General features: G+C 64.3%; 21 protein-coding genes. 6 read left to right on the forward strand and 15 right to left on the reverse strand.

Translation table 11 applies throughout. The features are described 5' to 3' along the window. Positions 1-175 precede the first annotated feature (175 nt). Genes JMV54_RS03605 through JMV54_RS03615 form a run of 3 tightly spaced genes read right to left on the reverse strand, consistent with a single transcriptional unit; the run spans position 176 to position 6660 of the window. Complete coding sequence (locus tag JMV54_RS03605; RefSeq protein WP_201517542.1) at positions 176-1039, reverse strand: DNA-formamidopyrimidine glycosylase family protein; 864 nt, start codon at positions 1037-1039, stop codon at positions 176-178. Then, positions 1039-6063, reverse strand: coding sequence for an Lhr family ATP-dependent helicase (locus JMV54_RS03610; RefSeq protein ID WP_201517543.1), 5025 nt, complete (start codon positions 6061-6063; stop codon positions 1039-1041). Before JMV54_RS03610 ends, JMV54_RS03605 begins: the two co-directional genes overlap by 1 nt. A 57-nt stretch (positions 6064-6120) precedes the next feature. After that, the gene (locus JMV54_RS03615; RefSeq protein WP_201517544.1) at positions 6121-6660 is read right to left on the reverse strand and encodes a DUF4916 domain-containing protein; all 540 of its coding nucleotides are present in this window, start codon (positions 6658-6660) and stop codon (positions 6121-6123) included. A 48-nt stretch (positions 6661-6708) separates the two neighbouring features. On the opposite strand from JMV54_RS03615, the gene JMV54_RS03620 reads away from it, so the two are divergent. Next, entirely contained in the window at positions 6709-7350 is a 642-nt protein-coding gene (locus JMV54_RS03620) for an alpha/beta hydrolase (RefSeq protein WP_201517545.1), read from the forward strand. 118 nt (positions 7351-7468) lie between these two features. On the opposite strand, the gene JMV54_RS03625 is transcribed toward JMV54_RS03620, so the two are convergent. Then, positions 7469-7840 (reverse strand): transcriptional regulator, encoded by a 372-nt coding sequence (locus JMV54_RS03625; protein WP_201517546.1) that lies wholly within the window; start codon positions 7838-7840, stop codon positions 7469-7471. 259 nt (positions 7841-8099) lie between these two features. Between JMV54_RS03625 and JMV54_RS03630 the strand changes: the two genes are divergently transcribed. Both JMV54_RS03630 and JMV54_RS03635 read left to right on the forward strand, forming a co-directional pair. Next, positions 8100-8300 (forward strand): antitoxin VbhA family protein, encoded by a 201-nt coding sequence (locus JMV54_RS03630; protein WP_201517547.1) that lies wholly within the window; start codon positions 8100-8102, stop codon positions 8298-8300. A gap of 13 nt (positions 8301-8313) precedes the next feature. After that, positions 8314-9036, forward strand: a complete 723-nt coding sequence (locus tag JMV54_RS03635) for a Fic/DOC family protein (RefSeq protein WP_201517548.1) — start codon at positions 8314-8316, stop codon at positions 9034-9036. 8 nt (positions 9037-9044) lie between these two features. Here JMV54_RS03635 and JMV54_RS03640 read toward each other — a convergent pair whose 3' ends face one another. After that, positions 9045-9971 (reverse strand): LysR family transcriptional regulator, encoded by a 927-nt coding sequence (locus tag JMV54_RS03640; RefSeq protein ID WP_201517549.1) that lies wholly within the window; start codon positions 9969-9971, stop codon positions 9045-9047. A gap of 301 nt (positions 9972-10272) precedes the next feature. Between JMV54_RS03640 and JMV54_RS03645 the strand changes: the two genes are divergently transcribed. Together JMV54_RS03645 and putP are read left to right on the forward strand one after the other, a co-directional pair. Next, a complete protein-coding gene (locus JMV54_RS03645; protein WP_230972798.1) occupies positions 10273-13836 on the forward strand; it encodes a bifunctional proline dehydrogenase/L-glutamate gamma-semialdehyde dehydrogenase in 3564 nt (1187 codons plus the stop codon). 143 nt (positions 13837-13979) lie between these two features. Then, the gene (gene putP, locus JMV54_RS03650) at positions 13980-15542 is read left to right on the forward strand and encodes a sodium/proline symporter PutP (protein WP_201517551.1); all 1563 of its coding nucleotides are present in this window, start codon (positions 13980-13982) and stop codon (positions 15540-15542) included. 92 nt (positions 15543-15634) lie between these two features. On the opposite strand, the gene JMV54_RS03655 is transcribed toward putP, so the two are convergent. From JMV54_RS03655 to JMV54_RS03700, 10 genes are all read right to left on the reverse strand, one after another. Further along, positions 15635-16321: a CE1759 family FMN reductase gene (locus JMV54_RS03655; RefSeq protein ID WP_201517552.1), complete on the reverse strand. Its 687-nt coding sequence runs from the start codon at positions 16319-16321 to the stop codon at positions 15635-15637. Between the two features lie 50 nt (positions 16322-16371). Then, the gene (locus JMV54_RS03660; RefSeq protein WP_201517553.1) at positions 16372-17544 is read right to left on the reverse strand and encodes a CE1758 family FMN-dependent luciferase-like monooxygenase; all 1173 of its coding nucleotides are present in this window, start codon (positions 17542-17544) and stop codon (positions 16372-16374) included. Between the two features lie 134 nt (positions 17545-17678). Beyond that, a complete protein-coding gene (locus JMV54_RS03665) occupies positions 17679-18407 on the reverse strand; it encodes a hypothetical protein (RefSeq protein WP_201517554.1) in 729 nt (242 codons plus the stop codon). Positions 18408-18481: 74 nt separating this feature from the next. Then, positions 18482-19084 (reverse strand): hypothetical protein, encoded by a 603-nt coding sequence (locus JMV54_RS03670; RefSeq protein ID WP_201517555.1) that lies wholly within the window; start codon positions 19082-19084, stop codon positions 18482-18484. 91 nt (positions 19085-19175) lie between these two features. Next, positions 19176-19700 carry an EVE domain-containing protein gene (locus JMV54_RS03675; RefSeq protein WP_201517556.1) on the reverse strand — a complete coding sequence of 175 codons (525 nt, stop codon included), beginning with the start codon at positions 19698-19700 and terminating at the stop codon, positions 19176-19178. A 3-nt stretch (positions 19701-19703) separates the two neighbouring features. Then, positions 19704-20660 (reverse strand): ornithine cyclodeaminase family protein, encoded by a 957-nt coding sequence (locus JMV54_RS03680; protein ID WP_201517557.1) that lies wholly within the window; start codon positions 20658-20660, stop codon positions 19704-19706. Positions 20661-20820: 160 nt separating this feature from the next. Then, a complete protein-coding gene (locus JMV54_RS03685) occupies positions 20821-21867 on the reverse strand; it encodes a threonine aldolase family protein (protein ID WP_201517558.1) in 1047 nt (348 codons plus the stop codon). A 60-nt stretch (positions 21868-21927) separates the two neighbouring features. Continuing rightward, the gene (locus JMV54_RS03690) at positions 21928-22410 is read right to left on the reverse strand and encodes a SprT-like domain-containing protein (RefSeq protein WP_201517559.1); all 483 of its coding nucleotides are present in this window, start codon (positions 22408-22410) and stop codon (positions 21928-21930) included. A gap of 7 nt (positions 22411-22417) precedes the next feature. Next, positions 22418-22990: a tetratricopeptide repeat protein gene (locus tag JMV54_RS03695; RefSeq protein WP_230972799.1), complete on the reverse strand. Its 573-nt coding sequence runs from the start codon at positions 22988-22990 to the stop codon at positions 22418-22420. A gap of 124 nt (positions 22991-23114) precedes the next feature. Then, positions 23115-23975: a spermidine synthase gene (locus JMV54_RS03700; RefSeq protein ID WP_230972800.1), complete on the reverse strand. Its 861-nt coding sequence runs from the start codon at positions 23973-23975 to the stop codon at positions 23115-23117. Between the two features lie 191 nt (positions 23976-24166). Here JMV54_RS03700 and JMV54_RS03705 point away from each other — a divergent pair, with 191 nt between their 5' ends. Continuing rightward, positions 24167-24643 (forward strand): Fur family transcriptional regulator, encoded by a 477-nt coding sequence (locus tag JMV54_RS03705; protein WP_201517560.1) that lies wholly within the window; start codon positions 24167-24169, stop codon positions 24641-24643. The last annotated feature ends 63 nt before the right edge of the window (positions 24644-24706 follow it).

Genomic DNA, 24706 nt, shown 5'->3' on the forward strand with positions numbered 1-24706 from the left:
TGAGTTCAGCGGAAGATTTTGGACCCAGGATTGCTGTGGATGCATCGTATGGGCGAAATGTTCCGCTGAACTCACCGCTTGCGACACGGCGACCACCGTCGGCCGCGATTGAGTGCACTGGCTGCCCGCTGGGACACACTCACCACCGTCGGCCGTGGCGCAGCCGGGACTGCGCTCAGCGCTGGCAGCTCGGGCACCACACCGATTCGCGATCGGTGGCACCGCTGCGGGTGGTTCCCGAGTCGTGGGTGCCGGCAACCAGGTCGCTGCCGCAGCGGCGGCATTGGCGCCCCTCGCGGCCAAACACCCAGTTGGGGCGGCGAAGGTCGCCGGTGAAGGTGCGCTCAACCCGGTCGCGGTTGGCGAGCATGAGCTGCCGCCCGAGCGTCAACCACTCGTCAATATCGCCGACCTCGGCGACAGTTCGGCTCGGCAGCACGCCTCGCAAAAAACACATTTCGGTGACGTATTCATTGCCAAGGCCCGCCACATTGCGCTGGTCGAGCAACGCCGCGGTAATGCTGCGGTCGGGTTGCGAGAGGACGCGTCGCCGCGCTTCCGCAAGATCGGGTTCGGCTGCCAAAAGATCGGGGCCGAGCCAGCCCAGTCGCAGCGGTTCATCGGCGGTGGGCCAACATTCGAGTTTCGCGAGGTCGATACCGAGCGCGATTACCGCGTCGGTGCCGATGATGGCGCGGATGCGGTGCGTGGCTGGCCAGGCCACTGTCGGGCCGCCGCGTGCCCCGTCGATGCGTGCCGGACGTCCGCGCAGTCCGCCCGAGCTGCTGCGCAGGCCACCCGAGCTGCCGGGCGGTACGAGCCGCCACGATCCGTCCATCCCGAGGTGCGAGTGGACGGTGTGGTCGCCGATGCGCAGCAGGATGTGTTTGCCGCGTGCATCCGCGCCGACAATTTTTTCGCCGGTGAGGTCGAACTGCACGAAATTTGGTACCCGCAGCTCGAACCGGTCGATGGTGCGGCCAGTGAGCGATCGCGCCAGGTGGTGCGCGGCGCGGTAGGCGGTATCTCCCTCGGGCATTAGGGCTGCACCCGCATTCGGAATCCGCGCGGCGTGGCGCTGAACCCGGCCTGTTGCAGTCGGGTGGCGGTGTCGGTTTCGAGTGCGTAGTTGCCGTTGATGCGTTCAATCACGAGGTCGGGGATGCGTGCGGTACGCACCGTGGCGGCGAGCGATTCGGCTGCCTGGCTGATGAGCCGGTCGTCATCGGTGAACTGCAGCATGGTTTTCCCGCCGCGCTCAACATAAAACACGAGCTGTCCGTCGACGAGGGTGACGAGCCCGCCGGCTTTGCGGCCAGGCCGGTGTTTGCTCTGTGCGAGTTCGGGCCAGGGGAGGGCAGCGCCGAAGGGGTTGGCGGTGTCGGTTGCGGCCAGCGTCACCACGCGGGGGAGGGCATCGGCGTGGTAGCCGTCGGTTTGTTCGCGAGTGGTGCGGTCGATGGCGCGCAGCCGGTCGATAGCGCCGACGGTGGCGAACTGCGCAGCGCCAAGCTGCGTGACGAAGTAGCCGCGGCGGGCGTGGCCGGCCTGCTCAAACTTCGCGAGCAGCTGATAGACGGCGGCGAACCCGCCGGGGACGTCCGCGGCGGTGACGGTACCTTTGGTGACCACACCGTAGCGGTACAGCAGCAGCTCGCCGAGAGTTCCAGCCCGTTCGGCGGCCTCGAGCGGGCTGGGGGCGCTGTCGGTGTTCGGGGTGAGTGACCAGCGTCCGGCTGCATGTGGCGGGGTGGGCGTCACCGGCCCCGGATGCAGACCGCCGCGGTAGAGGCGGCCGCGCGCGGCGCGTCTGGGAGTGCGGTGTGCCGAGGTGGATGCTCTCCCGCCCGGTGCGGCCAAAAGTGCGCGCATCGGGGCGAGCGCATCGGTGGTGGCGCATCCCGCCCAGGCGAGTTCCCACAGCGCATCGGCCACGATCGCTGGCTGCGGTGCGTTGTCGCCGAGGGCGCGCACGAGCTCGGGGAAAAACATGGCTCCGGCGCTGGCGAGCTGGGCGCGCAGCTGTTGTGCGAGGGGCGACAACTCAACGGTTCCGGGCTGCGGCGCCGGCGCGAGCGGCAGCAGTTCGGTGAGCGAGAGCGATACCCAGCCGTCGCTTGCGCCGATGGCGCCGTGCCCCTGCCAGCGCACTTCGCCCGAGGCGAGCAGGCCGTCGAGCATGGCGGGTTGATAGTCGCGGATGCGGGCGGGCAGGATGAGTGATTCCCAAGCGGATGCTGGTAGCGGCACCCCGTGTAGCTGCTCGATCACCGCGATGAGCCCGTCGATGCCCTCGAGCCCGTCGGCTTCGATCGTCCGGGTTGCGGGGTTCTTGCGGTCATGCGCCGCGGCAGGTTGGTTGTAGCGCACATGCTGCCACTCGGCCAAAAATTGCGCGTATGCCCGCTGTGACACCGGTTCTACTTCGCGGCGCAGCTTCGCGAGGGTGCGTGAGCGGATGCGTCGCAGTACCTGTTCATCCACCCATTCGGTGCCTTCACGGTCGGGAGTGAATTCGCCGTGCACCACGCGCTGTGCCACTTCGAGTCGGCGCAGCACATCGGCCACAACCGCCTGGCCGAGTCCGAGCGCTTCGGCGGCAGCGGCGGTGGTGAACGGTGCGTGTGTGCGCGCGTAGCGACCCACGAGATCGGCGAGCGGGTCGGCAACCGGTTCGAGAAACACGGCGGGTATCCCCGGGGGCATTGGGGTGCCGAGTCCGTCGCGCAGGCGCGCTGCATCCTCTATTGGGGCATACACTTCGCGCCCCGCGATGCGCACTTCGATGGCGCGGCGCGCAGCCACGATCTCGTGCAGTGCCGCTGCCGCGTCGAGATGTGCATCTGCATCGATGCGCGCCGCAATCTCGGCAGCATTGAGCGGACCAACCACTCGCAAAAGATCGACGATGCCCTCAATATCGCGGGCCTGCCAGCCGGCCGCGGTGCGCTGCAGTTCCGCCTCGACCGCGGTGATCGCCTCGGCATCGAGCAGTTCGCGCAGCGATGCGGTGCCGAGCAGGTCGCCCAGCAGGTTCATATCGAGCGCGAGCGCTGCGGCCCGCCGTTCGGCAAGCGGCTGGTCGCCCTCGTACATGAAAGCGCCAACATAACCGAATAGCAGCGTGCGCGCGAACGGTGACGGTTCGCCGGTGGTGACGGTCACCACCCGGATGCTTCGCGAACGTATTCCCTGTAACAGCTCGTGCAGCGCGTCGAGGTCGTACACATCGTGGAGCACTTCGCGCACGGTCTCGAGCACGATCGGAAACTCGGGGTAGCGGCGGGCCACTTCAAGCAGTTGCGCGGCCCTCAAGCGCTGCTGCCACAGGGGCGAACGTTTGCCGGGATGCGAGCGCGGCAAAATCAGTGCCCGGGCGGCATTTTCGCGAAAACGTGCCGCGAACAGTGCCGAGCCTCCCACCTCGCGGGTGACGAGCTGCTCAATTTCATCGGGTGCAAAATCGAAGAGTTCGGCACCCGGCGGCTCGGCTTCGATATCGGGCAGGCGCACGATGATGCCGTCGTCGCTGGCAATTGCCGAGGCTTCGAGCCCGAATTGTTCGCGCATCCTGGCCGTTACCATCAGCGCCCAGGGGCCGTGCACCCGCCGCCCGTAGGGGCTGTGCAGCACGATGCGCCAATCGCCGAGCTCGTCGCGGTGCCGTTCGACCACGAGCGTGCGGTCGGAGGGAATATGCCCGGCGATCTCACGCATTTCGTGCAGGTAGCCGCGCAGGTTCGCTGCCGCGAACGGGTCGAGGAGGCCGTCGAGGTCGTTGCCGGCCTCGCTGTCGGCATATTCGCGGGCAAATGCGCCCATCGCGGCGCCGAGTTCGGCGGGCCGGCCGAGCGCATCACCGATCCAAAACGGTAATCGGCCGGGCTCACCAAACGCGGGGGTCACGCGCACCTGGTCGGGGCCGATTTCGCGGATACGCCACGAAGTCGAGCCGAGCGCAATAACGTCGCCCACCCGCGATTCGTACACCATCTCTTCGTCCAGTTCGCCCACGCGGCGACCCACTACGCGCCGCGGCGCGGTGCCGTCGTCGGGCAGGTCTTCGGTGCCGGTGAGCATGAACACCCCGAAGATGCCGCGGTCGGGAATTGTGCCGCCGCTGGTGACTGCGAGTCGCTGGGCGCCGGGACGACCGGTGAACGCATCCAGTTCGCGATCCCACACGATGCGGGGGCGCAGCTGAGCGAACTCGTCGGATGGGTAGCGTCCGGCGAGCAGATCGAGCACGCTGTCGAGTAGCGCTCGCGAAAGCGTGGCAAACGGTGCCGAGCGGCGTACGAGGTTGAACCAGTCTTCTGCCTGCCACCGGTCGAGTGCCGAGGCGGCAATGGTTTGCTGCGCCAGCACATCGAGCGGGTTGGTGATGGGCGTGAGCGCCTCGATCGACCCGGCCAACATGCGTGATGCCACCACGGCCGAGTGCAGCACATCGGCACGGTGTTTGGGGAAGATCACGCCGCGCGACACCTCGCCAACCTGGTGACCGGCGCGGCCGAGCCGCTGCAGGCCGCTTGCCACCGACCAGGGCGCTTCTACCTGGATGACCAGATCAACATCACCCATGTCGATACCGAGTTCGAGGCTCGAGGTGGCCACCACACAGCGCAGCCGACCTGATTTCAATGCGTCTTCGACTTCGGCGCGAGTTTCTTTGGACACCGAACCGTGGTGGGCGCGGGCAAGTTCGGGGGCGGCGCCGGCGAACTCTCCCGAACCACCAATCAGCGTGGCATTTTTGAGGCGCGGGTTTGGATGCTGGCGTGATTCGCGCTGTTCGGCCGGCGAGGGCGGGGGTGGTTGCGAAGGCGGTGAGGGGGCCGGAGGCGGCGGCGCTGGCAGATCTTCTGGGGGAGTTGCGAGCGATTGGCGCTCATCGTAGAGCTCATTCAGGCGCGCGGTGAGCCGCTCCGCGAGCCCGCGCGAATTGACAAACACGATGGTCGCGCGATGCGCGAGCACCCGGTCGAGAATTTCCGCCTCGATATGGGGCCATACCGAACCAGCGCGCTGTTCGTGTGCGATCGATTGGGATGCATCCCCAAAAATTGGTGCGTCGCCGGCATTCCCGGCGCTGTCGCCATGCTCGGCGCGGTCAGTATGCTCGGCGTTGCTCGCGGTGCGCCGCGCCTCAACCGGACCCCCTGCGGCGATATCGCTGAGATCTTCGACCGGAACGACGATACGCAGATCAAAACTTTTTTCGCTGGGTGGCGCGACAATATCGACCGGTGCTTGGCCGCCGAGAAATTGCGCCACCGCATCCAGTGGCCGCACCGTGGCCGACAGCCCGATGCGTTGCGCGGGACGTTCGAGCAGCGCATCGAGTCGTTCGAGCGAAAGCGCCAGATGCGCGCCACGCTTAGTGGCCGCCACCGCGTGCACCTCGTCAATGATGACCGTGTCGACATGTCGCAGCGTGCGCCTCGCCTGCGAGGTGAGCAGCAAAAACAGTGATTCGGGTGTGGTGATCAAAATATCCGGCGGCTTTGCCTGCTGGCGGCGCCGCTCGGCCGGGGGAGTGTCGCCCGAGCGTATCCCCACGGTGAGTCGTGGCACCTCGTAGCCGAGCCGCTGCGCGGTTTGGGCGATCCCCACCAGCGGTGCGTTCAGATTGCGTTTGACATCGACCCCGAGCGCTTTTAGCGGCGATATATAGAGGATGCGCGTGCCGCGCGCCGGGCGCTCGGCAGGCGAGTCTGGGGCATCAGAGTCTGGGGCATCCGAGTCTGGGGCATCCGGGTCTGGGGCAGAGCCGGGTGCTGGTTCAGACTGGGGTGCGGCACTGCCAGGCACAACCGCATCCGATTCGCTAGCTCGGCTGCGCTCACGCATGATCCGATCGATCGCCCACAAAAACGCCGCGAGTGTTTTTCCCGACCCGGTTGGTGCGACCACGAGCGTGTGCTTGCGCTTCGCGATCGCCGCCCAAGCCTCGCGCTGCACCCGCGTGGGTTCGGCAAACGCCGCCCGAAACCAGGTGGCGGTTGGCGCGCTGAACAGCTCGAGCCCACCGCTCGCCGCCGAAGAGTTGTCATGCGCCATGACACCATCCAACACCTAGCCACCGACATTTGTGGCCGATGCGGTGGTATCGCGCTGTTACCAGTGCTGCAAACAGCTGATCGCGGCGCGCAATATCGACCCGCGCCCACCCTCGAGCTCGTCAAGCAGGTCGGGGTCGGTGGCCTCGTCCGGGGTCACCCAGGTGACCTCCAACGCATCCTGGCGCGGTTCGCATTCGCCGGTCACCGGCACGATATAGACGAGTGCGATGGCGTGCTGGCGGTCATCGTGCAGCTCGGTCATCGGCATCGGCGAAAACTCGGCAACCGTGAACGGCACCAGCGTGAGCGGCACCTGCGGGAACGCCATCGTGCCGAGATCTTTTTCGAGGTGTCGCATCAGGGCCTCGCGCAGCGTTTCGCCGTAGTGCACCCGTCCCGAAACGAACGAGCGGGCAATCATTCCATCGCCGGTGGCGCGCAGCAGCAGGCCAAGATGCTCCACCCGCCCAGAACCGTCGACACGCACGGGAATCGCCTCGACATACACGATTGGCACCCGCTTGCGGATGAAATCAAGCTCGTCGGCGTCCATCCAGCCGCCTTGGCCTTCGGGGTCGGGAGTGCGAACGTCCATACCGCTGATTGTGCCCCATCTTGACGTTCGGTGCGAGACAATGTTGCCATGCTCACCGCGAACGACCACCTGACCGATGCGCCACTGGTGGTGCTGCTGCACGGCTACGGCGCTGATGAACGCGACCTGGCCGGTCTGGTGCCCTACCTGCCCGAGCACTATCGTTACGCATCGCTGCGGGCGCCCGAACCGGTGCCGGGGATGCCCGGCCACCAGTGGTTTTCGCTGCGTTGGCTGCCGGGTCCGGCCGGCCCCACCCTCGATACGAGCGCCGAAGCCGAGGCCGCGCTCAACCGCGAAGTCACCGCGGCGGCCCGCGATCTGCTCGACCGCATCGCGGCACTTGGCGCCGAGCAAGTGGCCTTCATCGGGTTTTCGCAGGGCGCGGTTGCGGGGATGCAGGCCTGGCGGCTCGATCCCGACCGTTTCGTATGCGGCGTGGTGCTGTCGGGGTTTGTCGCCTCGGGCGAGGTGGCGGGGGATGCGGTGCTCGCCGAGCGGCGCCCGCCGGTGTTTTGGGGCCGCGGTGATGCCGACCCGGTGATCCCGCAGGCGGCGATTGAGTTCGCTGGGCCGTGGCTGGATGCGCACACCACTCTCGAGCGGCTGGTGATTCCCGGCGCGGGGCACGAAGTCACCTTCCCCGAACTCAACGCGGTGGCGCACTTTTTGGATGCGCAGCTGCGCTGATCTCGGCACCAGCCTGGCTGGGCGCGGCAGCAGACCACTTCACCCCAGGCACCGATATTTTGCATATAAGTTCACATCGCCGAGCCAGCCAGCGCGAACCCGTATTGGTGGGTTGCTGCTAATGCGATGCGTGCAACGTCTCGTTGGAAATCGTCACGAGTGGAGGTGCCCATCCGCGTCCTTTCAACTCGGGAAACCGTGACTCCCAGGCATCAATGATGAACCGGTCCAGACTCAGCCTCGGCCACAGTTGGATGAGCCGATCGGCGTTGAGGTATTTGCAGATCTCCGCGGTGGTGCCTTCAGTAAGCACTGCTTGGTAGACGACAGTTGCTGCTCCGAGGTCACCGAGGTCGTATTCGTTATTGCCTGGGGCCCAGACAAGGTGGTGCGGCAGCGAAACCGTGCCGGCCGCCGGGCCTTGCAGGCTCGTCAGTGATGCGGGGACGTTGATTGGCTTGAAATGGCGAATCGTCAGGTGCTGCGTCACTGGTGCTCCTATCGCTTCGTGCAATAAGGATACGGCGTTGGTATTGCACGGGCAATGTTCTGCACCTGGGTTTTGATCCTGCCGCTGCTTACGAAACCGGCTGGTCATCACGAGTTTCCGAGTGGTAGCCGCGCACTCAGCGCGCATCGACCAGCCTTACCGTGGGTGTGCGCAGATGCACGAGGCTCGGCAGCTTTCTAACCGTTGAGTGCCAGTGCGCCAGCCGATAAAATCAATCACAAGCTGAGGAGGGATCGTGATGGCCGAAGCTCAAGCGAAGTCTGAAACTACTTCGCCAGATGTGCAGCGCACGCTCGATTTTGTGCATGGTGCGCTTGGTGCGGCCGGTCACGCGGTTACTGACCCGGTGGCACTCGAGCTGCTGGAGCGACTGGCCCGAGGTGAGATCTCCGGTGACGAGTGCCGTGCTGCGATGATCGATCGAGCTCTCCAGTCATGATCGCGCAAGATTCATGACCACGCAAAGGTTCGGTGCCTGGGAAGATTATTTCATTCCAGGCACCAGTGTTTTGCGCAACAAATTCACTTCATCGACTCAACCGTTCGGCGTCACTGACCCCCTGTTGCTGGAACACCTCGAAGCTCATGTGGTGAGTACTCGTCTACTGGAACTAGAGCGGCAACCACTATCGGGCAACTTCGATTACGCGCATATGAAGTCAATCCATCGCTATTTGTTCCAAGATGTCTACGAGTGGGCTGGGGAACCAAGATGCGGACCGGCAAGTGCGATGGTGAAACAAGGCCCGAACGTGCTTGACCCCACCGACCCGAGGCCGCGAGCCTATGCCTATTACCCCGGAAACGACGAGATGAACCGAGCAGCCGAAGCGCGGTATGCCGCGCTCGCGAACGACAACTATCTGCGCGGTCTCGACCGCAGCAAATTTGTTTCGTTGCTCGCCGAGCACTGGGGCGAGCTCAATGTGATTCATACCTTCCGGGAGGGGAACACTCGTGCTCAGTTTGTGTTCTTTTCGCAACTCATTCACGAGGCCGGTTATGAGCTTGACAACAGTCGTTTCCAAGTGGTTGACGCCAGCACGCAACGCGAACTGATTCGAGCGGGGACGCCAAATATGCGGGAAGCGTTTGTAAACGCCCGATTTTATGGTCAAGCGACCGGGCACAACGATCGCTTGGCGCGGGTGCTTGACGAGGTGCTTTTGGGGTAGCTGCGCACTCAGCGCGCATCGACCAGCGCGCCGGGAAGCTCGGCCACCACGGCGGCGAGTTCGGCGCGCACCGCGGCGATTGCCGCATCCCCCTCGCTTGCTTTTCGCGCGGCAGTGAACAGGTGCCGCCGCGGCGAACCCGCAAGCTCGACCAGTCGCACCGTGGGGGTACGCAGATGCACGAGACTCGGCAGCAGCGCCACCGCGTTTCCGGTTTCAACCAGCCGCACATGCGCCTGCAGATCGGCAGTGACAAAACGAATATCCGGTTCAAAACCGGCGACGCGGCAGGCCTGCTCAGACCAGTGGCGCGTCGCGGCACCCACCGGTTCCATCACCCACGGCAGCGCTGCCGCATCCGCTATCGAAGTGATGTTGTCGTAGGCGCCACCACCCACTCCGAGCGGCGGGAGCGCCAATTGGATGCGGTCGTGGGTGAGCGGTACACGGTCGAGGCCGGGGAAGTGCCGGCGGGCATGGCCGGGATACTGTTCGGCCACCACGAGATCAAACTGCCTGGTCCAGATTTCGCTGAGTGCCGCCTCGGGCTCGTACTGTTTGAGCTCAACCCGCAGCTTGGGTGCCGAGGTGCGCAGCCGCTGCACCACATCCGGAAAGAGCGCCAGCAGAGCGGTTTGAAAGGTGGCCACCCGAATCGTGCCGGTGACCTCATTGGATACGCGGTGCAGCACCGACTCGGCGCGTTCGAGGCCATTCAACAACGGCTCGATTTCGGGAACGAGCGCCTGCGCGGCGGCGGTGAGTTCGAGCCGGCGTCCCGATTTTCGCAGCAGCGGCACACCGGCCTCGCGTTCGAGCAGCGCCAACTGCTGCGAAACCCCCGAGGGCGTGAAGCTCAGCGCGGCAGCAACGGCGGCGATCGTGCCGCGATTGTGCAGCTCCCACAGCAGGCGCAGGCGCTTCATATCGAGCATCTCGGTCCTCTTCCATTTGCTGGCGCGGTTCTATTGCGGGTGCTGTGCCGCCGCAGGTCTGGCCTCGGCGGCGCAGCATCGCAATACTTCAGTAAAACTGAACCTTATTGGGAATAAACCATAACTTTACGTGACGGTTATTCGGTCGCACACTGGTGACAACTCAACGAATCGGCGGCGCCAACGAAGGCGCCCGGCGATTCAACCGTTTGTCGAGCACTGTTGACCGATACCGCATCCCGAGCCGAACTCGCCGCGGATGTCTGTCGAACCGGGCTCGCTGTCGAAAGGCATGATCGTCATGACGCAAACACCCCGGAGTGCCACGGTGCGCCCCCAAGACCTCGCCGACGAGACCATCGCGCTGGTGCAGCGCTGGCTCGCCGAAGCCGCAAACGAGCCCGTCGACCCCGCCGCCGAAAACCTCGCCGGGGTGCTGCGCGACGAAAACGGCCTCGACTTCACGGTCGGATTCGTCGACGGTGTGGTGCGCCCCGAAGACCACGCTGCCGCCGCCCGTAAACTCGCACAGCTCACACCCCTCACCCCGAAGTTTTTGCCCGCCCCGATGCGTGGCGCAATCAAACTCGGCGGCACGGTCGGCCCGGTAGCGCCAGGCGTGGTGGTGCCCATCGCCCGCAAGGTGCTGCGTCGCATGGTGCGCCACCTCATCATCGACGCCACCGACAGCAAACTCGGCCCGGCAATTGCCCGCATCAAAAAAGACGGGCTGCGACTCAACGTCAACCTGCTCGGCGAATACATCCTCGGCCAGGGCGAAGCTGAACGGCGCCTCGAAGGCACCCGCAAATTGCTGGCCCGCCCAGACGTCGACTATGTGTCGATCAAAGTGTCATCAACCGTGGCACCCCACAACCACTGGGCCTTCGACGAAGCGATCGACCACATCGAACAGCAGCTCGTACCGCTGTATGAACTGGCCGCAAAATCGTCGCCGCAAAAATTCATCAACCTCGACATGGAGGAATACAAAGACCTCGACCTCACCATCGAGGTCTTCACCCGCATCCTCGAACGGCCCGAGTTCCACAACCTCGAAGCGGGCATCGTGCTGCAGGCCTACCTGCCCGATGCGCTCGCGGCGATGATTCGGCTGCAACACTGGGCCGCAAAACGCGTCGCCGCCGGTGGCGCCCCCATCAAAGTGCGCCTGGTGAAGGGCGCCAACCTGCCGATGGAGCGGGTGGATGCGGCCATCCACGGCTGGCCGGTAGCAACCTGGCACAGCAAACAGGCCAGCGACACCGGCTACAAGGCCGTGCTCGACTATGCGCTGCATCCCGAACGCGTGTGCAATGTGCGGGTGGGTGTGGCCGGCCACAACCTTTTCGACGTGGCCCTCGCATGGCTGCTCGCGAAGGCGCGCGGTGCCGAATCGGGTATCGAATTCGAGATGCTGCTCGGCATGGCGCAGGGGCAGGCCGAGGTGGTGCGCCGCGAGGTGGGATCACTGCTGCTGTACACCCCGGTGGTGCATCCGGATGAGTTCGATGTCGCCATCGCCTACCTCATCCGCCGGCTCGAAGAGGGTGCCAGCCAGGAAAACTTCATGTCGGCCGTGTTTGAACTCCACGACAACGACGCGCTCTTTGCCCGCGAACGTGACCGCTTCCTCGCATCCCTCGCCGACCTCGAAGCGATCACCGGCGACGGCGATGCAGCAAACTTCAACGTCCCGCGCCCCAACCGCATCCAAGACCGCCGCGATTTTGAAACCGACGGTATCGAGGCACGTGTGGATGAATGGACCAGCGGCGGCTATGCCGGGTTCCGCAACACCCCTGACACCGACCCCGACCTGCCCGGTAACCGGGAATGGGGTCGCGCAATTGCCGAGCGCATGGTCGAATCCAAGCTCGGATGCGAACTGGTCGCGAACTCGCGCATCAAAAACGAAACCGAACTCGACAGCGTTATCGGCCGCGGCGTCGAGGCCGCCGACCGTTGGCGTGAGCTCGGCGTTACCGAACGCACCCGCATCCTGCACCGCGCCGGCGAGCTGCTCGAAGCGCGCCGCGCCGAACTGCTCGAGGTGATGGGCTCAGAGTGCGGCAAAACGATCGACCAGGGCGACCCCGAGGTCAGCGAAGCGATCGACTTCGCGCACTATTACGCCGCGCTCGGGCAAGAACTCGAACGGGTTGACGGGGCGAATTTCACGCCCGCAAAACTCATCGCGGTGATTCCGCCGTGGAACTTCCCAACCTCGATCCCCGCCGGCGGTGCGCTCGCCGCGCTCGCATCCGGTGCCGCGGTCATTTTCAAACCCGCATCCGCCGCCGCCCGCACCGGAGCCGTGCTGGTCGAAGCGCTGTGGGAGGCCGGCGTGCCGAAAGACGTGCTGCAATATGTGCAGTTCGCCGATCGCGGCCTCAGCTCAAAACTCGTCGAAGATCAGCGGGTTGAACGCGTGATTCTCACCGGCGCCTATGAAACCGCCGTCGCCATGCGAGAAACCCGACCCGACCTGCCAATTCTTGCTGAAACCAGCGGCAAAAACGCGATTATTGTGACCCCGAATGCCGACCTCGATTTGGCAGTGCGCGATGTCGTGCAATCGGCGTTCGGGCACGCCGGACAAAAGTGTTCGGCCTCGTCACTGGTCATCCTGGTGGGTTCGGTGGCGAAATCAGAACGGTTCCGTCGACAGCTACTGGATGCGGTGCGCTCGCTGCGCGTGGGCACCCCCGACGATCTCGAATCGCAAATGGGTCCGGTGATTGCGCCACCATCCGGCAAGCTGCTGCGCGGGCTGACCACCCTCGGCGAGGGGGAACGGTGGCTGATCGAACCCGCCCCGGTCACCGACGCCGGGCCGCTCTCGCGCAATGAGGACGGCGAAACAAAACTGTGGCGACCGGGTGTTCGCGAGGGCGTGCGTCGCGGTTCGGAATACCACCTCACCGAATATTTCGGCCCCATCCTCGGCATCATGACCGCCGACACGCTCGAAGAGGCAATCGAAATCGTCAACGACATCGACTACGGCCTCACCTCGGGGCTGCAATCGCTCGATGCCGACGAGCTCGCCACCTGGCTCGAGGGCGTGGAAGCCGGAAACCTGTACGTCAACCGCGGTATCACCGGCGCGATCGTGCGCCGGCAGTCGTTCGGCGGCTGGAAAAAATCGGCCATCGGCCCCGGCGCGAAGGCGGGCGGACCGAACTATTTGCACGCTTTCGGCAGCTGGTCGGATGCACCCGTGCGCGACACTGCCGAGGTTGCCGAACCCGTGGCGCAGCTGCTGCGCGGTGCTGCCGACGCCGACCTGGATGCGGAAGAGCTGCGCTGGTTGCAGGACGCGGCCGGATCGGATGCGCGCGCCTGGGCCGACGAATTCGGGATCGCCCGGGATGCATCCGGGCTCGGTATCGAACGCAACCTGCTGCGCTACCGGCCGGTGCCGGTGGTGGTGCGTGCCGGCGCGGATGCGACACTCGCACAGACCCTGCGCGTGATCGCGGGTGCGCTCGCCGCAGGATCGCCGGCAACGATTTCGCTCGCGAACCCGCTGCCGGTCGGTATCGCTGAACAGCTGCGAGCCGCGAAGCACACCGTGGTCGTCGAAGACGAAACGCTGTGGGCGAATCGTGTGCGCGCACTGGCGGCTGCCGAGGGACCGCAGGCCGGCGCGCGCATCCGATTGGTTGCTGGCGCATCCCGCAAACAGCAGCTGCAGGCAATTATTGAAGCAAGTGCTGGCAAACCGGATATCGCCGTTTATGACGGTGAAGTGGTTGCAGCCGGACGTGTTGAATTGCTACCGTTCCTTCGCGAACAGGCTGTCTCAATTACCGCCCACCGATTCGGAACTCCGAATGCGCTTTCAGAGGGGCTGGTTTAATAGGTAGCCGTAACTTGCGCGGCCAGCTTTTTTGGCCGCCCCGGTTTCGTCGCGAGTTTGGCCCGGCGCGCGACCGGAACTGATCCACTATCCGGGCCCGCACACCGTCCAGCATCCGCCAACAGCAGAGAAGGAAAACAAAGGTGTCCAATCAAGCGTTTTATTTCATCGCGCTCGGCATTTATTTTGCCGGGATGCTCGCCATTGGCGTTATCGCATTCTTGCGCACCAAAGACCACGAAGATTATGTGCTCGGCGGTAGAAAACTTCCGCCATTTGTTGCGGCGCTAAGTGCCGGCGCATCCGATATGTCGGGCTGGCTCATTATGGGTCTGCCGGGTGCCATTTATGCGACGGGTTTGCTTGAGGGCTGGATCGCGATCGGGCTGTTTATTGGCGCCTATCTCAACTGGCTCATTGTCGCGCCGCGGCTGCGTGCCTACAGTGAGGTGTCAAAAAACTCGATCACAGTGCCGAGCTTTTTTGAAAACCGCACGCGTGACCGTTCGCGGCTGCTGCGCATCGTGTCGAGTGTGATCATTCTCGTGTTTTTCACGCTCTATGTGTCGAGCGGTATGGTCGCCGGCGGTAAGTTCTTTGTTTCGTCGTTCGGCGGCGAATACCTGGTGGGTATGACGCTGATTGCCCTGGTGACGCTCGCCTACACGCTGTTCGGCGGCTTCCTGGGTGTTTCGCTGACGGATGCAGTGCAGGGCATCCTGATGTTCGTCGCGCTGATTGCGATTCCGGTCGTGGCGCTGTTCACCATCGGTAGTTTCGACGAGACCGCCACCCGGATCAACGAGATCAACCCTGCAGCGCTCTCGCTGGTGGGTGACGGCTCGCTCAGCACCTTCGCCGTGAGCATGTTCATCATCTCGGGTCTGGCATGGGGGCTCGGCTACTTCGGCCAGCCGCACATCATCGTGCGATTCATGGCGCTGCGCAGCGCCCAGGAGGCGAAGACCGCTCGCCGTATTGGCGCTGGCTGGCAGCTGTTGTCGCTGGCTGGTGCCGTGATGGCCGGTCTGATCGGTGTCGCCTACTTCTCGAAATTCGGTGGTGCTCCCGACGACCCCGAAACCGTTGTGCTGCTGATGTCGCAGGTGCTTTTCCACCCGCTGGTTGCCGGTCTCGTGCTCGCGGCAGTGGTTGCGGCGATTATGAGTACGCTGTCGAGCCAGCTGCTGGTGACCTCGTCGGCACTGGTTGAAGACATCTACCGCGTGGTGCGCAAAGACCCGCCCTCGCAGGTGTCGCTGATGTGGCTTGGCCGCGGTGCGGTGCTCATTGTCGCAGTCATTGCCGGGCTGCTGGCCGTGAACCCGAACGACACCGTGCTTGGCCTGGTGGGCTTCGCGTGGGCCGGTTTTGGTGCCGCATTCGGCCCGATTGTGCTGCTGAGCCTCTACTGGCGAAAGCTGAGCAACTGGGGTGCGCTGGCGGGCATGATCACCGGTGCGGTGACCGTGTTCGTGTACAAGGAAATCGACAAGATGTTCGAGATCGGCCTCTACGAGCTGGTGCCGGCGTTCTTGCTGGCGCTGGTAGCGGCGATTGTGGTGAGCCTACTCACCCCGAGCATCGACCCCGAAATCGAGGACGAGTTCGACGAGACCGGTGCCATTTTGCTCGGCGAAACCACTGCCGGTGCGGCAGCGGCGGATGCTGATGGCAAGCCTGCCGGTGGGGCCGCGACGGCCTAGTTTTCGGCAAGCATAAGAGGGCGGCGTCAATTGTGACGCTGCCCTCTTTTTGCGTGGTGGCGCGGGTGCTGCGCCGGCTGGTGAGTCGGGGGTTAGCGTTGTGGCTGCTCGGGCGGCAGAGTGCCGCCGGTTGCGAGCTTCATGAGGTCGGATTCAAAATCGACTGCGAACTCGTTGCCGCCATCGCTGCCGAACTGGTGCTGGTAGCTGTGCCAGGTGTCTTCGCGCACGCTGCGGGCAAAACCGCTGCGCATGAGCAGCCACAGTTCGTAGGCGGCTCGTTCAATGCGGTCGGCGAGTTCGGGTGAGCTCCAGTCTTCGGTGGTCGCAAAAACCCCCGTGGGGGTGACGAGCGCGCGCAGATAGGCGAAGGATGCGCGCATCCCGTTATCGACCACTAGCGAGTGGCGCGGTGTGCCGGCCGTGGCCGCGAGCAGCACCGGTTTGCCGATGAGTAGGTCTTGGTCGAGCACTTGGAATAGTGCGGTGAACGAGGCTGATGGTGCGGCCTTGTAGACGGGCGAGACCGCCACTAGGCCGTCGGCTTCGCGCAGCACCTCAACCGCGTGTTCGAGTTTGGGGCCGAAAAACTGGCTGGTCATCGCGTCGGCGAGTTCGGAGTTGAGTTCGCGTGTTTCGATCACGTCGACGCGCAGCGTCACACCGGTGGTCTGAGCGAATTTGTTGGCTGCTGCCACCAGTCGATCGGCCAGCATTCGGGTGGTGGAGGGGTCGCTCGTGCCGGCGCTCACCACCGCGAGTCTCAGTTCGTTCGACATTCAATAACCTCTTTCATTCCTGACCACGTTAGTGCCCGCCCCTGGACACGTCAGTTTTGCTCCTCGACAAGGTCGATGTAGGGCGAGCCGCCGGTGACGTTATCGCCGCGGTTTGCGGCCGGGCGAGGCTGGCGAGGTTCACCGTCGCCATATTTGGCACGCACGAGATCGGCGTGCGTGGGTGGGCCTGCGGGCACTTCGGGGTCGCGGCGGGATGCAAATTCGCGGCGTAGCACGGGAAGCACTTCGGCGCCGAAGAGTTCGAGCTGGTCGAGCACGGTGCCCAGTGGGATACCGGCGTGGTCGACGAGGAACAGTTGCCGTTGATAGTCGCCGATGTAGTCGTGGTAGCCGAGGATTTTGTCGATGACCTCTTGCACGCTGCCCACCGCGAGCGGGGTTGATTCCGAGAACTGTTCGAGTGAGGGGCCGCCGCCGTATACCGGGGCCGCGTCGAAGTAGGGGCGGAACGCATCCTTCGCGCCCTGGCTGGTGCGGCCAACAAAAAATTGTCCACCGAGGCCAACGATCGCGGTTTTCGCGGGGCCGTGGCCGTGGTGCTCGTAGCGTTCGCGGTAGAAGTTGACCATGCGTTTGGTGTGTGAGGGCGGCCAGAAGATGTGGTTGGCAAAAAACCCGTTGCCGTAGTAGGCGGCCTGTTCGGCAATTTCGGGGGTGCGGATCGAGCCGTGCCACACGAACGGGGGTACGTCGTCGAGCGGTCGCGGGGTGGAGGTGAAGCCGTGCAGTGCGGTGCGGAAGCGGCCCTCCCAGTCGACGACGTCTTCGCGCCAGAGTCGGTGGAGGAGGTTGTAGTTTTCGAGCGCGAGGTGCAGGCCGGTGTGGATGTCGTGGCCGAACCAGGGGTAGACGGGGGCGGTGTTGCCGCGGCCGAGCATGAGATCCATGCGGCCGTTTGAGAGGTGTTGCAGCATCGCGTATTCCTCAGCGATGCGCACGGGGTCGTTGGTGGTGATGAGCGTGGTTGAGGTGGTGAGGATGAGGCGCTCGGTTTGGGCGGCGATGGCTGCGAGCAGGGTGGTGGGGCTTGATGAGAAGAACGGCGGGTTGTGGTGTTCGCCCACCGCGACGACGTCGAGGCCGACTTCTTCGGCTTTTTTGGCGATGGTGACGAAGTCGCGGATGCGTTCTGCTTCGCTGGGGTTTTGGCCGGTGGTGGGGTCGCGGGTGACATCGCTTACCGACATGATTCCGAACTGCATTGGGTGGCTCCTCGGCTGGTGGCTCAACTACTGCACACAATTCTATGCGTCTGCATAGAAGCGCTCTAGGGGTAAACGCTGGCGGTTGCGAGTTATTCCAGGCTGCCGGATGAAGTTTGCAGTTCGGGATGCGGTTAGGGGTTTGGGGTGAGGACAGTGCTGAAGCGGTAGGTCGCGATGGGTGCGGTGGTTGCGGTTTGTTGGATGGTGCCGCTGACGTTGATGCTGGTGCCGTTGACGTGAACGACGGCGCGGTAGTGGATGGTGGCGTGGACGGTGTAGGTGCCACCGGTGGTGTAGGTGTGGCTGGTTTGGGTGACGGTGTGGGGTTGCTGGTTGAGGTCTGACCAGGATGCGCCGAGTGTTTCGGTGGTCGTGGTGGTGCCGTCGCCGTAGTCCCATTGCACCCGGGTGGGGACGAATTCGACGGTGACCGGGGTGTTGAACAGCGTGGTCTGCACGCGGGGTGCGCCGGTTTCGATCCAGAAGTTGGTGGGCGAGTTGAGCAGCGCCCAGCCGTCTGGCTCCATGTGGATGCGGGCGGAGTTTGGTTGGGCGCGCGTGAGATCGGTGACGGTGACGGTTGTGGGGAATGACGGGGTACCGGATGCGGTGCCGGTTGCGAGACCGACGCTGAGGTTGCTGCCGAGCGGGTTGCTGGAGGATGCATCGGTCGAGTCGGCGGCGCCGGTCGAGGTGGAGGAGTCGCCGTAGCCGGAGTCCTCATAGCCGGAGTCGCCGCCGTCGAAAGAACCGCCGTAGTCGGGTTCGGGGGAGTCGGCGGGGACTTCCTCTTGCCAGTTCCCCGAGATGTTGACGGAATCTAAATCTGCACCTGTACAGACGAACTTGCCGCCCACCATCTGACCAGGACAGTCCTGGGCAATGGGAAAAGAGTTGAGCGGGAGAGCTGGTAGCAGTGTTAGAGCAGCTAGGGCTAAGAGTCGCACGGGTTAACCTCGCCGAGTTGCTCTTGGCGCTCCACTTTGAGCGCATCGATCGGGCCCTTCACGATAACGACGATCGGCCAACGGTCACCCTCAGAGCGATCTCGAATGTGTTCGTGCTCGGCATTAGAAATGGTGACCTCGCCGTCGACCTGGCAAGCAATGAACTGCAATCGCACCGAGTCCGGGCTGATTGCGGAGTTGGTCAGCTCTATGTTCTCGAGCTTGTACTCGCCCTCAACCTTCCAAGGCCCTTCTTCGGCTGCTGTCTTGGCGAACCACTCGACGGCATCGTCCATTGAGGGTTGCACGTAGTCGTGCAGGGCGCTTGCATCAAGCTCGTGGGCGAGCACTCGCAGCGCCGCTTCCTGGTAGTTCTGATACGCCTCAACCGCCAGGTCGAGGTACTGGTCCTCGTATTCTGGCGGCACGGTGCCCTCGGGAAGCGAGGGCAGGGGCGGCTCAGCCGCCGCGGTCTCGGTTGCCGTCATCAGCGTTGGGCGAGCGGTTTCACTCGCGCCAGAAGCCGCGCATCCCGCCAACACCACGACCATGAGGGCCGTCACCACCAGCCCGCTGAACTGCCTGTGCATCCCGTCTCCTCGCAACTAGAGCCGTCAATCAGGCGCTCAGCCTAAACAACCCCGGTAATCCCCGCTCGAGTTATCCACAGCAGGCAGCAGCTCAGCGAATCAACCGCGGCCGATCATCCCGACTGCCCGAAGGCATCACATCCGGATACCCCGACTCGCGCAGCGTCCGCAACATAAACCCGCTCGGATCCGGCGACGGCCGCCGCACCGCATCCGTCAAAATGTCAAAATCGCGCGCCGAAATCTCCACCCAACCCGGCCGCAACCGCTCACCCCAAAACCGGTCATCGCGCGTCAACTCGAGCATGTCGCGCAGCGGGCGAATCGAACTCACCCGCGCATCCGGCAACCAATCAACATCGTGACGCCACGGCGACCGCGCCGCATTACCCCACTGGCGCGGCTCCTCGCTCACAACCCGACCCGACGCCACCGCCGCCCGCAGCGGCTCACCATCGGGGTTCGAAACCCGGGGGCTATACAGAATGACACCGTCCGAGACGCGCATCTGATCGAGTGGCGACCGTGCACCCCACGGCACCTGCACGCATCCCGCCGCCACCAGCTCACGGGCACGATCAAGTGGCTGCACCACGAGCCAATAGCGAATGGCCAATGACTATCGACGCCCCTGCGGCACGCGCCGATACACCTCACCAGCCACCGCCAGGTCTTGCCACGACATGCCAACCGACTTGTACACGATCGGCTTATCGCGGCGCACCAGCCGCGGATCACGCACAAAATCATGCAGCTCAATCAGTTCGTCATCGCTGATCGCGCCCTCGGCCGCAGCCATCGCCACATCGCCCGCCTCGCGCATCGCCGTGGCGCGGTCTTCGACAATCACATACGAGCGGCCCAGCAGCTCAGCCTCAAGCTCGCGGCGATCATTGTTGTGCGACCCGATCGCCATCACCAGCGTGCCCGGCTTCACCAGCGACGAATCAAAAAGCGGCTCACCAGCCCCGGTGACGGTGATAATCACATCGGCCTGCGGGATTGTCGACTCGGGCGAGCGCGCCGCACCAATACGCGCATCCCAGCCGTGCTCGGCGGCATTCGCGGCAAACATCTCGGCTTTCACCTGGTTGCGGCCGGTGATAACCACCTCGCTCAGCGACGGCCGCACCTCTTTCAACGCGAGCAGATGCGCGCGAGCCTGAGCCCCATAACCAAACAGCATCACCGTGCGCGCATCCTGCGGCAGCAGCGCATCGGCAACCACCATCGACATCGCCGCCGTGCGCAGCTCGGTGAGTTCACTGCCGTCAATAATCGCGCGCGGCGTGGTGGTGTCAGAATCCATCAGCAGGTACACGCCCTGCACGCGGTCGATGCTGCGGCGGTAGTTCAGCGGGTTCACCGAAATAAGCTTCGTGCCCACCCAGTCGCGCGATTGCGACGGCATGAACAGCAGCTGTTTCCGGTCGGCCAGCTCGAGAATCTGGCGCGGAAAATCGGTAGCCGGATCAACATCTTCAAGCAGTGCATTACGCAGCGCAGTCATCGCGTGGCGGTAGGTAACGTGTTTGCGGATATCGCTGTCGGTGATGTGTGGGATGTGAATGGTCATGCGTGCCCCTCGCAGACAGATTCGGTGCCGCGGCTCAGCGGCTGGTTACTCCATTGGTGTGCGTCACACTGCGCGTACTCTCACAATACCGCCGGTCATGTCGTAAATCGCGGCGGATGCGAGTGTTGAGCTGGTTGCGGTCGGATGCGTTTCGTGAACGCTAGCATCCGCCCCCGACAATCTCAGCAATATCCGTGACCAATTCATCCACGGCCGCATCGGTGGTGTCCCACGCGGTCATGAGTCGCACCGTTCCGGGTGCATCCTCGGCCGGCCAGTCATAGAATCGCCAGCCGCGCTCGCGCACCGCATCCGCAACCCCGGCGGGGAGCGTCGCAAACACCGCATTCGCTTCGGTTTCGGCATAGAGGCTCACCCCGGGCACCTCGCGCAGTGCCGCAGCAAGCCGCGCCGCCTGAGCGTTGGCGTTCCCCGCCAGTTCGCGCCACAGCTCACCGCCATACAGTGCCAGCAGCTGCGCCGACAAAAACCGCTGCTTCGATGCCAATTGCAAATCAATTTTTCGCAGCCGGTCGATACCGCGCACCGCCTCAGGATTGCGCACCACGATCATCTCGGCCCCGAGTGCCCCGAGTTTTGTGGCACCGAGCGAAATCACATCCACATCCGCGGTGATGGTGGCCAAATCGGTGCCGAGGGCCACCGCCGCATTCGCCAGCCGCGAACCATCACAGTGCACGAGCAGTCCGTGCCGGTGTGCGGTGCTCGTGATCTCGGCCACCTGCTCGAGCGAGTGCACGGTGCCAAACTCGGTCGAGTTTGAAAACGACGCCGCGAGCGGCTCGGCCGAGTGTGGCACCATCACATCCGCCAGCGCCGGCGCAATCTGGGCGGGGTCAAACCGGCCATCGGCCGAACGCTGCGGCAGCAGCTTGATGCCCGCAATCCGCTCGGGCGCAGCGTTTTCATCAGTATTTACGTGCGCGGATGCGGTGATCAGTGCCGCACCCCAGCGCGGCAGCATCGCCTGTAGCGACACCACGTTGGCGCCGGTGCCATTAAACACCGGATAAATCTCGGTTTCGGGTCCGAAAATTTCACGCATCCGGGCTGCAAGTTCGGCGGTGATCGGGTCGTCACCGTAGCCGGGAACATGGCCGGAATTGGCGCGCACGATCGCATCAATTACCGCGGGATGCGCGCCAGCATAATTATCGGAACCAAAATGGATGGACTTCGTTGGCATGGCAACAACGATAGGGGTGCCCGACTGCAAAACGATCAGGATGCGGCGGCTACTGAACGATCAGGATGCGGGCCGGTCGGCCGCCCGCTCGGCTTCGGTGCGCTCGCGCCAGCGGATGAGATTGCGGCGATCAAAACGGCGCGAACACTTCCCGCACGACACCGGTTTGGTTGGCCGTCGGAACCGCACAATTTCGTGTCCGGCGGGGCAGATTCCCACCCAGCGCGCGTACTCGCGAGCCACCTCGCCGTCGTGCGTGCGGCCGCCGGTGTAGCCGAGCTGGCGGGCGATGCGCAGCCATGCATCCCCGTGCCCGGCCGCGGGGCCGGCCAGCGCGTGCGCGATTTCGTGCAGGAGGGTTTGCTCGTTCTCGGCATCCGAGTGACGCGCGGCCAAATAGCGCGATAGCGAGATTTGTTGGCGCGTGAAATCACACTTACCGGCCCGCAATTTGGCCGTGTCGTAGCTGAATGACCAGCTCGGGCCCAGATGCTGCGCGAGTAGCCGTTCGGCCCGCTCGCGCAGCTCGTGAAGATCGCTCAATTCGCGGCTACGAGTCGACCGAGTGAACCGGCAGCGTCTCGTCGGGGGCTGAGTCGCCCTCGATTTTGGCGCGGGTCACACGGATCGCGAATTTGGTCGAATTGAGCTGATCGGCCGGCGCACTGTGTGCCTCGCGGTATTTCAGCGCCGACTCAAAATCTGCCAGCGCCTCGTCGTAGCGTTCGAGATCGAACAGCACCTTGCCGCGGTGCTGCAGCGCGAACCCGGCCAGCGCTGCCCACTCGTGCGCGATCGCTTCTTCGGCGCAGTTGGTCAGCTCGTTCAACGCCGGGTCGAGATTGCCGCGGAACTGCTCAACCTGCGCGCGGCGGATGCGTGCGGCAAGCGAGTCTTCACGTGAGCCGGTGAAACGAGACAGGCGGCAGGCGGCCTGCGCCTTTTCGAAAGCCTCGTCGTAGCGGCCCAGCATGCGCAGCAACGCGATCTGCTCGTTGACGGCCGAGAGTGACCGGAATTGCTCGATCTCCTCGAGGCGCGCGGCCACCGCATCCGGGTCGATGCGTTCGCGGAGCGTCTCGGGGTCGTAACCAAGAATCATTGGAGCTGGAGCGTCAGACACGCCATGAGAGTACCGATACTTCCTGAGGCGGGCGGGTTTCGGTGTCGGCGTGCCCGGGATGTGCATCAAGATCGGATGCAATTGGCTGCGGCTGATCTTGCCAGCGCGGTCGAGCGCGGCGCGCTCAGCGGATAAAAACCGAGGCGTCTGGTGAGGGTGAGCCAACCGCATCCGCATCGCTGAACGGTGTGGCCCCGCGCATCCAGGCCACCGCTTCGGAATCGGTGACCACCGCGCCCGGTGGGAAGCCATTGCCCACTCGACGCGCCAGGCCATCCCACTCGCGGGCCTCGCGGCCGGCGGCCACCACGATATTGCCGAAGCGGCGTCCCTTGAGCACCGCGGGCTCGGCAATCAGGGTCACCGGGCCCACCGCTTCGCGGATCGTGGCCACCTCGCGGCGAGCAAAATTGAGTCCGGCCCCGTCGGCGACATTGGCGAGCACAATTCCCGCGGGTGAGAGGCGGCTTGCAACTTCGTCAAAAAATTCGGCGCTCGTGAGGTGCGGGGGAGTGTGATCGCCGGCGAACACGTCGACAATGAGCGCGTCGACGGTGCCGCGCAGCCCCTCCGGCAGTCGGGCGAGCTGTTCGCGGGCATCCCCGTAGCGGACGCGGATGGAAGCGTGCGCGGGCAGCGGCGCGACGCGGCGCACAAAATCGATGAGCTCGCGGTCGATTTCGATGACCTGCTGGCGCGAGCCGGGGCGAGTGGCCTCGACATAGCGGGGGAGAGTCATGGCTCCGGCGCCGAGATGCACCGCGGTGATGGCGCGCTTGGCAGCGAATGCCAGGTCGAGGGCATGCCCCATGTGGCGGATGTACCCGAACTCGAGTCGGGTGGGGTCGAACAGGTCGATCTCGGATTGCGGGGTGCCGTCGATGTGCAGCTGCCAGCGATCACCCTCGCGTTCAAACCAGGCCTGCCGGCCCGAGGCGAGCGTTGTGGTGAGGTCGGAGCTGGGGTGGCGATTGCGGCGAGACACCCGTGCATTCTCGCAGTTCGGCGTCGGGTGCGTGAGGTTCTGGCCGGATTTCGCGTGTTCGTCGCGCTGTGAAGCATCCTGGATGCGAAATGTTCCGCTGAACTCACGGGGTCGAGTGGAAAGTGCCGCGAAGCTGGGCATCACCTGGGCATACTTTTGAATAGATCAAAATAGCGCGGTAAAATAGTGGTATGCAGCAAACAGCGCCGCACGTTCCGTATCCCGACCGCCTCCGCGCGGCTGGGCTGCGCGTGACGTCGCGGCGCGTGGCGATGCTGCACGACCTCGACGCGCACTCGCACAGCTCGGCTGAAGAGCTGTATCAGCGGGTGGCGGCGCAGGTGCCCCACCTCACCCGGCAGGCGGTTTACGTCAGTCTCAACGATTTTGTGTCGCACGGCCTGGTTCGCAGTATTGAGCTACCCGGTTCGCCGGCGCGCTACGAAACCCGCACCGGTGACAACCACCACCACCTCGTGTGCAAACACTGTGGTGCGATCGTTGATGTCGACTGTGCCGCGGGAGACGCGCCCTGTCTCACCCCGAGCGATAGCGCCGGCTTTGAGGTTCACACCGCCGATGTCACCTACTTTGGGATCTGCCCGCAGTGTCGCGGTACTACCGCCGACGCTACGGACATGCCCGAATCTCCGGAAGTCCGAACGTAGCGGTTCACCGGTGGCCCGTCCCCATCCACCCAAATTTCCAATCCAGTATTCGTCCGCAAGTAC

The organism is Gulosibacter hominis (assembly GCF_904842695.1).
GTDB classification, from domain to species: domain Bacteria; phylum Actinomycetota; class Actinomycetes; order Actinomycetales; family Microbacteriaceae; genus Gulosibacter; species Gulosibacter hominis.